This window comes from Streptomyces sp. NPDC089799 (assembly GCF_040684755.1).
GTDB lineage: Bacteria > Actinomycetota > Actinomycetes > Streptomycetales > Streptomycetaceae > Streptomyces.
Genome location: NZ_JBFBGR010000069.1, coordinates 1 through 10448, shown reverse-complemented (window position 1 = coordinate 10448; position 10448 = coordinate 1). Strand labels below are relative to the sequence as shown.

Here is a 10448-nt window from a genome sequence, read left to right as displayed (position 1 = left end):
GCGCCCCGGCCGCCCCGGCGACAAGAACCAGTTAGCCAGCCCCCCGACCACCTGGCAACGACCCCACCTACTAGCCCACCCCACACACACCGGCCAGGCGACCCACCCCTGCCCCCGGGAATCGGGGAATCGACGGCTACTAGCCCGGGCCGTATGTGACGTGGGCCCTATGGGCCGAGTCACCCCACGGACGCCCCGACCTCACCGCACGTGAGCAGCCGTACCCCTTCCGGGGACCGGGTCGGCTCGGATTCCGGGCCGGGCGCCGACCCCACCGTGGCCAGGGCCTCCAGGTCGGCAAGGCGTTCCCGTGTCTCCGCGTCCAGGGGCACGTACGTGACCAGGCGCGGGCCGCCGGCTCCGGGGCCGAGCCACAGGTTGGTGTGCTCCAGGTACAGCAGGCCCACCCGCGCGTTGCGGATGTACTTCGCCTTCGCGCCCTGCCCCACCACCTCGTGGCGGGCCCACACCTCACGGAACTCCGGTGATGCGCCCTCCAGCCGCGCCAGCAGCGTCTTCCACGCCGGCTCCGCCAGGTGCTCGGCCATCGCCGCCCGGAACTTCGCCGCCATGGTCCGCTGCGTGCCGGGCAGGTCCACCACCGACGCCCGCCACTCCGGGTCGGTGAAGGCCAGCCACATGCAGTTGCGGTCCTCCGGCGGGTGCGCGTCCAGGTCGCCCAGGAGCTGCCCGTACGTGGCGTTGTACGCGAGGATGTCGTACCGGCTGTTCTGCACCGACGCGGGGATCGGGCCCAGCTGGTCCAGCAGGGCCCGTACCGACGGCGTCACGCTCGGGCAGGGGGTGTGCGGGGCCGGGTCCAGGCTCCCGGCCAGGGCGAACAGGTGCGCGCGTTCGCTCGTGTCGAGCAGCAGCGCCCGCGCGACGGCGTCCAGCACCTGCGCCGACACCGTGATGTCGCGCCCCTGCTCCAGCCACGTGTACCAGGTCACGCCGACCGACGACAGGTGCGCGACCTCCTCCCGGCGCAGCCCGGGGGTCCTCCGGCGCGGCCCGCGCACCAGCCCGACCTGCTCGGGGGTGATCCGTTCCCGGCGGCTGCGCAGGAACTCGGCCAACTCGTGCCGTCGTACGGCGCTTTCCGGGGACAGCGTGGTCATGCCCCCAGCCTGCCGCACCCCTCAGCCTGTTGCCAGGTGCTACCGATACCCGGATAAGCACACTCTGGTACCCGGCTGCCGGCGGGAGCACGGTCGGAGGGTGACACAGACGACCTCGCGCACCAGGCGCACCATGCGCCCCACCCCTCCTGCTCCCCCGACCACCACCCCTCGTACGTCCACGGCCGCCCCGGGCACCGCGGGCTCCCCGAGCACCCCGGCGGGCGCGATGCACCTGAGCGGTGCGGGCCTGTTCACCGTGCTGCTGGGAGCGGCCCTGCCCCTGATCGACTTCTTCATCGTCAACGTCGCGCTGCCGTCCATCGAGCACGATCTGGCAGCGGGTCCCGCCCTGCTGGAGCTCGTCGTCGGGGGCTACGGCGTCGCCTACGCCGTTCTGCTGGTGCTCGGCGGCCGGGTCGGCGACACCCTCGGCCGCCGTCGGCTCTTCCTCGCCGGCATGGCCGCCTTCGGCGTCACCTCCCTGGCCTGCGGTCTCGCCCCGGACGCGTGGACGCTCGTCGCCGCCCGGGTGGCGCAGGGCGCCGCCGCCGCGCTGATGCTGCCGCAGGTCCTCGGCACCATCCAGGCCACCACCGAGGGTCCGCGCCGGGCCCGTGCCATGAGCCTGTACGGGGCCACCGCGGGACTGTCCATGGTCGCCGGGCAGATCCTCGGCGGCGTGCTGGTCGCCGCGGACATCGCCGGGACCGGCTGGCGCGCGGTGTTCCTGGTCAACGTGCCGGTGGCGGTCCTCGGGCTGTTCCTGGCGGTGCGCACCGTGCCCGAGACGCGGGCCGGGAGCCCCGCGACGGTGGACGTGGCGGGCACGGTGCTGCTGGCGCTGTCGCTGGTCTCGCTGCTGCTTCCGCTGACCGAGGGCCGGGCCGCGGGGTGGCCGGCGTGGACGTGGGTCTCGCTCGCGGTGTTCCCGCTCGCCGCGACCGCCTTCTACCTCACCGAGCGCCGTGCCGACCGCCGCGGCCGGACCCCGCTGGTGCCGCCGAGCCTGCTGGGGCTGGAGTCGTTGCGGCGGGGTCTGGTGCTGCTGCTCCCGCTGTCGGGCGGGTTCAGCGGCTTCATGTTCGTCGTCGCGGTCGTCCTCCAGCAGGGGCTGCACCTGGGACCGGTACCGGCCGGTCTGGCGCTGGTGCCGATGGCCCTGGCCTTCTTCGCCGCGTCCCTGGCGGGGCCGCGCCTCGTCGCCCGCCACGGCAGCCGGGTCGTCACCGCCGGCGCCGTGCTGCAGGCGGCCGGCATCGGTCTGGTGCTGGCCGTCCTGCGGTACCGCTGGCCGGACCTCGGGCCCGTCGCGCTCGCGCCCGGCATGGCCCTGGCGGGGCTGGGCCAGGGGCTGCAGCTGCCCGTACTGATGCGGCAGATGCTGTCCGAGGTGCCCGCCGACCGGGCGGGCGTGGGCGGCGGCATCATGATCACCGCCCAGCAGTCCGCGCTGGCCCTCGGTGTCGCCACCCTCGGCAGCCTGTTCCTGGCCCTGGCGCCCACGGCGGGTCTGCGCGACGCCGTGTGCATCACCCTGCTGGTCCAGCTCGCGCTGATCGCCCTGACCGCCCTGCTCAGCCTGCGCCTGCCGCGGATGCGCTGACCGTCCGGGGGCGGGCGCGGCGGCGACGCGCGGCCCCTCACCCGGACGGGCGGATTGCCCGCGTACGGGAGGGATGTTCCCTATGGTGGCCTCTCGTCGTCGGTGCGGGGCGTCCGTGGACGGGATGGAGTTGGGGCCGTGGCGTTCGCGGAGTCGGCGCCGGCGCCGGAGGCCGGGCGGGGGGCGTGGGCTCCCCTGCTGGCGGTGTGCGCCGGCTACTTCATGGTGATCCTGGACGTGACCGTCATCAACGTCGCCGTGCCGGTGATCGGCCGCGACCTCTCGGCATCGCTGACCGGCATCCAGTGGATCACCGACGGCTACACGCTGGTCTTCGCCGGTTTCCTGCTCACGGGTGGCGCGCTGGGCGACCGGCTGGGCAACCGGCGGGTGTTCTGCTGGGGCGTGGCGGTGTTCACGGTGGCCTCGGCGGCGTGCGCGCTCGCGCCCGGCAGCGCCTTCCTGGTGGTGGCGCGGCTGGTGGAGGGGCTCGGTGCGGCGCTGCTGGTGCCCGGGTCCCTGGCGCTGCTCCAGGAGTCCTACCCGGCGCCGGACGCACGTTCGCGGGCCTTCGGGCTGTGGGGTTCGATGGCGGGCATCGCGGCCTCCGCCGGGCCGCTGCTGGGCGGGCTGCTCGTCTCCACGGTGGGCTGGCGCTGGGTGTTCCTGGTCAACCTGCCCGTCGGCATCGCCTGCGTGGTGCTGACGCTGCGGCACGTGGCCCGCTCGCCGAGGAGCCCGGACCGGGCCCTGGACTGGCCGGCGCAGTGCGCGGTCGTCGCGGGGGTGGCCCTGCTGACCGCCGCGCTGAACGAGGCGGGACGGAGGGGCTGGTTCGATCCCGCCGTGCTCGCCGGGCTGGGGCTGGCCGCGCTGGCCTTCGTACTGTTCGCGCTGCGCGAGCGGCTGGCCCGCTCCCCCGCCCTTCCGCCGGCCCTGCTGCGCTCGCGGGCGATGGGCGGTGGGGCGCTGATCGGTCTGCTGTTCAACTTCGCCTTCTACGGCATGGTGTTCACCGCCTCCCTGGAGTTCCAGCACCAGCGCGGCTACGGCGCCCTGGGCACGGGTCTGGCGCTCTTCCCGGCGGTGGCGATGACCATGTTCGCCTCCGTGCTGTCCGGGCGGCTGGCCCGCCGCACCGGCCACCGCCCGCTGGTGGTCTCGGGCATGCTGCTGGCCGCGCTGGGCCTCGCCGGCTGGGCTGCGGCAGGGCTCGACCCCGCGTATGCGCTGCTGGTGGTCCCGATGATGGCCGCGGGATTCGGCACCTCGTTCGCCCTGACCGGTACGACGGCCACGGTGATGGGCTCGGCTCCGCCGGCGTACTCGGGGGCCGCCTCGGCCCTGTTCAACACCACCCGGCAGATCGGGAGCGCCACCGGCGTGGCGCTCGGCGGCAGCCTGCTGGCCACGGCGACGAGCTACGGCACCGGGCTGCGCACCTCCATGGCCGTCGGCGCGCTCGCCTACCTGGCCGCGGCCGGCCTCGCCTGGCGGTGCGTTCCCGCGAAACCCGGCGGGGAGTCGTAGGTCGTAGGAGGGTGTCGACATGACGGAAGGCAGGCCGGAGGAGCCGGCCGCGGCCGAGGGACCGGCCGGCGGGACGGGGGCGCCGGCCGCGATGCAGCGTGAGCACTGGGAGCGGACCTATGGCGAGCATCCCGGGATGTACGGCGAGGAGCCGTCCGGGCCGGCCGTCCACGCGGCCGGGGTGTTCCGGGCCGCCGGGGCGCGCGAGGTGCTGGAGCTGGGCGCGGGGCACGGGCGCGACGCGCTGTACTTCGCCCGCGAGGGGTTCTCCGTGCTGGCCATCGACTTCAGCCCGGTGGGGCTGGAGCAGTTGCGTACGGCGGCCGTCGCGCAAGGGGTGGCCGGGCGGGTCACCACGGTGGTCCACGACGTGCGCGGGCCGCTCCCGTTCGCGGACGCCTCGGTGGACGCGGTCTTCGCGCACATGCTGCTGTGCATGGCGCTGTCCACCCGGGAGATCCGTGCGCTGGTCGCGGAGGTCCGCCGGGTCCTGCGGCCGGGTGGCGGCTTCGTCTACACCGTCCGTCACACCGGCGACGCGCACTACCGGGCCGGTACCGGGCACGGGGACGACATCTGGGAGCACGGCGGGTTCGCGGTGCACTTCTTCCCCCGCGGTCTCGTCGACGCCTTGGCCGGGGGCTGGGACCTCTTGGAGGTGCACGCCTTCGAGGAGGGCGGGCTGCCGCGCCGGCTGTGGCGCGTCACCCAGACCCTGCCGGGGTGACCGGGTCGGCTGACCGGCCGACGCGGCGGGGTGTCGTGCCGGGTGTCCCGGGCCTCGGGGCTCCGCGCTGTGACCATGGCGTGTGGGGTGTTGCGGCGGCGTCGGAGTGATGCGGCGTCTCCGTGTGACGGCTGCCCGAACGCACGGTGGGTGATGTGGTGGATTGGCTGGCTTCGCTGCCGACGGTCGTGCTGACCGTGGGCTGCCTCGTCCTCGCCCTGCTGGTCGCGGCCTTGGCCAGGAAGGGCGTACGGGTGCTCGTACCGGTCGGGGAACAGGACCGGGTGCAGCAGATCGCCATGCCCCTGATGCCCACGCTCGGCGCGGCCTTCGCCATCTTCGCGGCACTGTCGCTGGCCAGTGAGGCCGGCTACCTGCGTGCGGCGGAGGGACTGGTGAGCGACGAGGCGGCTGCGGCGTCCCGGCTGGCGTGGGCGGCGACGAGTCCGCGGGTCCACCCGGAGCCGATCCATGCGGCCCTGCTGGACTATCTGCAGACCACACGGGCCGGGGAATGGGATGCCGGGGCGGTGGCGGCCGGCGACGACCTGGCCACCGGCCGGGCGATCGCACGGCTGGAGCGGACCGTGCGGGCCGAGGCGGGCCGGCCGGAGCCGGGGAACCCGGCGAGCTCCGAGCTCCTGCTCTCGCTGGACAGCGTCACCAACAGTCGTCGCGCACGGGTCGCGGCCGCCTCGCGCGACGTGCCCACGCTCTACGTCATCACGCTCGTGGTCGCCGGTCTGGCCCTGATCGTGAACGCCGGGGCGCTCGTCTTCCGCAGCAGCCTGCGGACGTCACTGCTGGTCCTCGGCATCGCGTGCGTGGTCGGGCTGAGCCTGGCGCTGCTCTTCGCGCTCACCTCGCCCTGGAGCGGACCCCTCACCGTGAGCGGGCATCCGCTCGACCTGATCGTCGGGGACCTGAAGTCCGGCTTCTTCCACGGCGGGACCTGAGGTCGCCCGGCTACGGGCGGGGGTTTGCTTGCGGTGCGCGGTCGGCGGCCGTGCGGGTGGCCGCGAACGACGCGGCGGCGCGTGCGCCCGCGACGGCGAAGAGGGCGAGCTCCGCCACGACCAGTGCGACCTGGGTCGCGGTGCCCAGACCGTCGGCGTACATCGCCGTCAGAGCGGGCATGAGCGCCACCAGCGGGAGCAGGGCGAGGGAGGGATCGGCTGCGGCGGAGACGTCCTTGCGGGACGCCTTCGGGTTCAAGATCGACATACGTCAAGGAAACATTGACATGATCGTCTTGTCAAGAATCTCTTGACGTTCCCGTGGTGTGTTCTACGGGGTGCCGGAGAGGTGGACGTGGATCGTCTTGCCTCCCTGGGGCGTGGAGCGCACGTCCACCCGGGAGGCCAGGCGGTGGACGAGCGGCCAGCCGTAGCCGCCGGTGCCCACGGGGTCCGCCTGCCGCGGGCGGGGCCGTTCGGGGCTGGGGTCGGTGACGTCGATGTCGATGCCGTCCCGCGACCAGGACACGTCCATCGAGCAGGGGCCGGGGGTGTGCCGGACGGCATTGGTGACCAGCTCGCTGGTCACCAGGAGGGCCGCGTCCTGCAAGGCCGTCGAGACCGTGTGCCCCTGTCCCAGGGCGTCGTCCAGGAAGCGGCGGACTTCCGTGCGGGCCCGGGCCGCTGCCGCACCGCTGTCGCAGGTGCAGTGCCGCGGCTGGGGAGCGTCCATCTCCGCCTCCTCACAGCTGCCGTCCGCTGCTCGGACCAGGCGGCTGCCCACCCACGGGGCCTGTATGCCGTCCGGCCGCGCCCGGTCCGCTGCCGCTCGACCCGGGCCGCCCGGACAAGGGGTGTGGGATGGTGAAAGGGATGGACCGTTCCGGTTCCGTCGCTTGAGGCTCCGCCGCCGTTTCGGACGGGCAGCACCGTGCGCGCGGCCCCCGGGTGGCTTTGATCGCCGGACATGAACACGAACGGCCGGACGACCCGTGTTCCGCCGCAGCCGCCGCTGCATCCTTCTGCTTCCAGGGCCGGTACCCCGCGTGAGGGGGAGCCCGTCGTGAGGTCCTACACGGCACAGGTGCACCTCTACGGATCCGTGGCGGTGGTGACGCTGTGCGCGAGGCGGGCCGGCGCCGACGTCACCGTGTGCCTGGCGGGCTTGGTACGCGTCCTTTCGGGGATTGGCGCGGATGTGAACGCCCTGGTCCTGGACCTCGACTGCGCGCCGAGTCCGGCCCCCGGGGACGCCCTGGCCTCGATCGACTCGTGGGCGGCCGAGCGGGAGATCACGGTGGTGGCCTTCTCGCCCTCCTCCAACCCCATGGGAACGCGCCCGCCCGGCACCCTCCGGCCCGGCGCCCCGGCCGTGCGCGCGGCTCCGGCCGGCCCCGCCGGGGGCGGCACCCGCGGCCCTCCGGGCGACGAGGCGGCTCCGGCGCGGTTGCGCCGGGACCTGGGGGTCCGGGCGCTGGTCCACCAGGCAGCGGGCATCCGGCAGGCCCGTCACCAGGCACATCCGTGCTCCTGAACCCGTGTCCGTGAACCCGTCCCCCTGAGCCCATGTCCCTGAGCCCCGTACCTGAGCCCGTACCTGTGTTCCGTCGGCTGTGTTCCTCCGAGTTGCACGAGCCGTGTCCCCTGAGCCGTGTTTCCGAAGCCGGTGGCCGTAGCCGGTGCCCACGGTGTCGCCGTAGGCCCGGTGGGGGGCGGGTGGGTGAGAATGGACATCAGGCGGCCGACGCGGGAGGCGAGGTGTCGTGGGGGACTTTTCGGCCTTCCCGGATGACGAGGGCCCGCCGTTCGGGATGGAAGACCTCAAGCGCTTGTCGCAGGCCCTCGGGGACTCGGTGGCGGGCGTCTCCGGCATCGACACCCCGGCCGCGCTGTGCCGCGCGTGCGTGGACCTGCTGGACGTCACCGGCGCCTCGGTGTCCCTGGGCGGGGACAACGACGCCCAGACCCTGTGGTGGTCCAGCGATCCGGTGGCGGGGCAGCTCGCCGAAACCCAGTACACACTCGGGGACGGCCCGTGCCGCAGCGCCCTGGAACTGGCGGCGCCGGTTCTGGCCGCGGACCTGACGGGCGGCGCGGACGCCCGCCGCTGGCCGGTCTTCGCCCAGCAGGCCGTCGAACTGGGCGTGCAGGCCGTCTTCTCCATCCCCCTCGGCCCGGCCGGCCTGGCGGTGGGGTCGCTCGACCTCTACCGGGACCGCACCGGGCCGCTGTCCGAGCGGGACCGGTCCTTCGCCTTTCCGGCGGCCGACGCGATCACCACCGCCCTGTTCGCCATCCAGGCCCAGGAGCCCGCGGGTGGCGGGGCGGCCTGGCTGGATGCGGCCGAGCGCGACCACGACGAGGTCCACCAGGCCACCGGCATGATCATGGTCTTTCTCGACCTGGACGCCCCGCAAGCACTGGCCCGCCTGCGGGCCCACGCCTTCACCTACGAACAGAGCGTCACCGAAGCGGCCCGTGACGTCCTTGCCGGAAGGGTGAGGCTCGATGACTAGGTCCACGCCGCACGGCCGGACCGGAGCAGAGAAGACGGTGACGAGACACATGAACCGCGAGCAGCCGATCACCGAGGCGTTCGTCAGCCTCACCGATACCGTCGCCGACGACGTGGACCCGCTCACGCTCCTGCGCCGCCTGGTCGAACACTGCGTCAGCCTCACCTCCATGGACGCGGCCGGCGTGATGCTCGCCAACGCCCGCGGCCGTCTGCAATCGACCGTGGTCACGGAGGAGCGGGTCGAGCTGACCGAGATGTTCCAGGCCCAGGTCTCCGAAGGCCCCTGCATCGACGCGTACAACACCGGCGTTCCGGTCTACTCCGACGACCTGGTGGCGGACGAGGACCGCCGGCCCGTCTTCACCCCGCCGGCCCGGGCCGCCGGCTTCGCGGCCGCCCACCACCAGCGCCCCGCCGACGTGGCCGAAGACCTCGTGCGGCGCCGTCTGAGCCCGGAGGCGGTGCTCGCTCAGGCGTCCTGACGCGGCGGGAAGGCGGGCCGGCGGCGCGGGGCGTCCTGCCGGGCCCGCGCCGCCCCGGCCGCCCGGGCGGCAGCCGCGAAGTCCTGCAGACGGCGCAGCATCCGCGTGGGCCTGCCGCCGTTCCGGGCGGGCGGGGACAGCTCGTCGACGAGGTCCAGGAACCGGCGCGGCTGGTGCCGCCAGTTGTAGGCGAAGAACGCGATGCCGCGCGCGTCCAGGCTGCGGACGAAGTCGAGCAGGCGGCGCAGGCCCACCACGTCGAGGAAGGTCAGGTGCCGCATGTCGCAGGCCACCACGTCAACGCCGTCGACGGCGTCCAGCACCTCGTCCAGAGCGGGTCCCGTGTCCATGTCCAGCTCACCGACAGGGGTGAGGTGCACGGTCGGCCCGTAGCGCCTCGTTTCCATCTCGAAGTCGAGGTGGTGGGGACCGTCGCGGGGAGCCGGGCCGCCGTCGTCGTGACGGGCCTCCGACGCGGGCCGGTCGTGGGCGGTGAGCACCTGCCGCGCCCCGGTGATGCGCAGCAGACGGGCGACCGGGCGGCTGAGTGCGGTGAGGGCGAGGGACTTCCCGGCCTCCAGGGCCATCCGGTTCAGGTCCAGCAGGACGTGCAGACCCGAGCTGTCGCAGAAGGTGACGGCGGCCAGGTCGAGGTCGAGTCCGTCACGGCTGGAAGCCAGGGCCGCGCCGAGGTCCTCGCGCAGACCGGCGGCGGCGTCCATGTCGATCTCACCGCTCACACGGGCGACCGTGCGCCCGGGCCCCTCCTCGATGACGACCGCGATGGCGTCGTCGGTTCGGCCGGGCTGCCGTTCGGGACGGGAGGTCATGGCCTCGCTCCCTTCGCCACCCCGATACGTGGGGGAAGAGGCCTGGTGGGCCGGTCTACCAGGGTGGGGCCGGGGCCGTCCGCGGTTCGCGGATCAGCCGCGCGGGTCGCGTTCACCCTGATCACCGTCTGTGGGAGGGGGTCCGGCCGCTTCGGGCCGTGGCTCCAGGTGGGCCAGCAGTTGCAGGAGGTTGCCGACCCTGTGACGCCCCTCGGCCGGATGGCGGAACAGGGTCCCGGGCGTGACGTCGTAGTGGTTGCGGCGGCCGCGGCGGACCCGGGTGAGGTATCCGGCGCTCTCCAGGTCCGTGACGATGGCCTGCGCCGCGCGTTCGGTGATCCGGCAGGTCCGGGCCATGTCCCGCAGCCGCGTCTCCGGGTCCCCGAGCACCATGGCGAGGATCCGGGCGTGGTTCGTGACGAACGTCCAGCTGGTCCTGGGCTCGACCGGCTCCATGCCCGAATTATACGATTCGCGATTCCGGTTTCGCCAGACCGGAATCCGGGGTGCCGTGTGACGACACGAAGACGCCCGGCCGGGGGTTCCGGCCGGGCGTCTTCGCATGCGTGCTGCTGTGTGCTGCTGCTGTGTGCTGTGTGCTGGTGGCTTAGTACCAGTGGTTGGCCTGCCAGAAGTTCCAGGCGCCGACCGGGGAGCCGTAGCGGGAGTTCATGTAGT

At 73.7% G+C, this 10448-nt stretch carries 12 protein-coding genes; 7 read left to right on the top strand and 5 right to left on the bottom strand.

Features of this window, described 5'->3' with window-relative positions; genetic code table 11:
* Positions 1-179: 179 nt before the first annotated feature.
* The gene (locus AB0O36_RS36660; RefSeq protein WP_365118260.1) at positions 180-1121 is read right to left on the bottom strand and encodes a helix-turn-helix transcriptional regulator; all 942 of its coding nucleotides are present in this window, start codon (positions 1119-1121) and stop codon (positions 180-182) included.
* A gap of 229 nt (positions 1122-1350) precedes the next feature.
* Between AB0O36_RS36660 and AB0O36_RS36655 the strand changes: the two genes are divergently transcribed.
* From AB0O36_RS36655 to AB0O36_RS36640, 4 genes are all read left to right on the top strand, one after another.
* On the top strand, positions 1351-2727 hold the full coding sequence (locus AB0O36_RS36655; RefSeq protein WP_365118266.1) for an MFS transporter: 1377 nt from the start codon (positions 1351-1353) through the stop codon (positions 2725-2727).
* Positions 2728-2865: 138 nt separating this feature from the next.
* Positions 2866-4257 carry an MFS transporter gene (locus AB0O36_RS36650; RefSeq protein ID WP_365118257.1) on the top strand — a complete coding sequence of 464 codons (1392 nt, stop codon included), beginning with the start codon at positions 2866-2868 and terminating at the stop codon, positions 4255-4257.
* A gap of 91 nt (positions 4258-4348) precedes the next feature.
* Positions 4349-4984: a class I SAM-dependent methyltransferase gene (locus AB0O36_RS36645; protein WP_365118263.1), complete on the top strand. Its 636-nt coding sequence runs from the start codon at positions 4349-4351 to the stop codon at positions 4982-4984.
* Positions 4985-5139: 155 nt separating this feature from the next.
* Entirely contained in the window at positions 5140-5940 is an 801-nt protein-coding gene (locus AB0O36_RS36640) for a hypothetical protein (protein ID WP_365118255.1), read from the top strand.
* A 10-nt stretch (positions 5941-5950) separates the two neighbouring features.
* Here the strand turns inward: AB0O36_RS36640 and AB0O36_RS36635 are convergent, their stop codons facing one another.
* Together AB0O36_RS36635 and AB0O36_RS36630 are read right to left on the bottom strand one after the other, a co-directional pair.
* Positions 5951-6208 carry a hypothetical protein gene (locus AB0O36_RS36635; protein ID WP_365118252.1) on the bottom strand — a complete coding sequence of 86 codons (258 nt, stop codon included), beginning with the start codon at positions 6206-6208 and terminating at the stop codon, positions 5951-5953.
* A 63-nt stretch (positions 6209-6271) separates the two neighbouring features.
* Positions 6272-6673: an ATP-binding protein gene (locus tag AB0O36_RS36630; RefSeq protein ID WP_365118249.1), complete on the bottom strand. Its 402-nt coding sequence runs from the start codon at positions 6671-6673 to the stop codon at positions 6272-6274.
* A gap of 330 nt (positions 6674-7003) precedes the next feature.
* Here AB0O36_RS36630 and AB0O36_RS36625 point away from each other — a divergent pair, with 330 nt between their 5' ends.
* From AB0O36_RS36625 to AB0O36_RS36615, 3 genes are all read left to right on the top strand, one after another.
* Positions 7004-7474, top strand: coding sequence for a hypothetical protein (locus tag AB0O36_RS36625; protein ID WP_365118246.1), 471 nt, complete (start codon positions 7004-7006; stop codon positions 7472-7474).
* Positions 7475-7703: 229 nt separating this feature from the next.
* A complete protein-coding gene (locus AB0O36_RS36620) occupies positions 7704-8456 on the top strand; it encodes a GAF and ANTAR domain-containing protein (protein WP_365118244.1) in 753 nt (250 codons plus the stop codon).
* Between the two features lie 49 nt (positions 8457-8505).
* Positions 8506-8940 (top strand): GAF domain-containing protein, encoded by a 435-nt coding sequence (locus AB0O36_RS36615; protein WP_365118243.1) that lies wholly within the window; start codon positions 8506-8508, stop codon positions 8938-8940.
* Here the strand turns inward: AB0O36_RS36615 and AB0O36_RS36610 are convergent.
* A complete protein-coding gene (locus tag AB0O36_RS36610) occupies positions 8928-9770 on the bottom strand; it encodes an STAS domain-containing protein (RefSeq protein WP_365118241.1) in 843 nt (280 codons plus the stop codon). The two genes, AB0O36_RS36615 and AB0O36_RS36610, sit on opposite strands and share 13 nt — an antisense overlap.
* A 93-nt stretch (positions 9771-9863) precedes the next feature.
* Complete coding sequence (locus AB0O36_RS36605) at positions 9864-10226, bottom strand: helix-turn-helix domain-containing protein (RefSeq protein WP_365118239.1); 363 nt, start codon at positions 10224-10226, stop codon at positions 9864-9866.
* Positions 10227-10448: the final 222 nt, after the last annotated feature.

Bases quoted from the DNA above. Each gene is read 5' to 3' on its own strand.
- AB0O36_RS36605 (WP_365118239.1), bottom strand. From the start codon at position 10,226: ATGGAGCCGGTCGAGCCCAGGACCAGCTGGACGTTCGTCACGAACCAC.
- AB0O36_RS36635 (WP_365118252.1), bottom strand. From the start codon at position 6,208: ATGTCGATCTTGAACCCGAAGGCGTCCCGCAAGGACGTCTCCGCCGCA.
- AB0O36_RS36655 (WP_365118266.1), top strand. From the start codon at position 1,351: ATGCACCTGAGCGGTGCGGGCCTGTTCACCGTGCTGCTGGGAGCGGCC.
- AB0O36_RS36615 (WP_365118243.1), top strand. From the start codon at position 8,506: ATGAACCGCGAGCAGCCGATCACCGAGGCGTTCGTCAGCCTCACCGAT.
- AB0O36_RS36660 (WP_365118260.1), bottom strand. From the start codon at position 1,121: ATGACCACGCTGTCCCCGGAAAGCGCCGTACGACGGCACGAGTTGGCC.
- AB0O36_RS36630 (WP_365118249.1), bottom strand. From the start codon at position 6,673: ATGGACGCTCCCCAGCCGCGGCACTGCACCTGCGACAGCGGTGCGGCA.
- AB0O36_RS36610 (WP_365118241.1), bottom strand. From the start codon at position 9,770: ATGACCTCCCGTCCCGAACGGCAGCCCGGCCGAACCGACGACGCCATC.
- AB0O36_RS36645 (WP_365118263.1), top strand. From the start codon at position 4,349: ATGCAGCGTGAGCACTGGGAGCGGACCTATGGCGAGCATCCCGGGATG.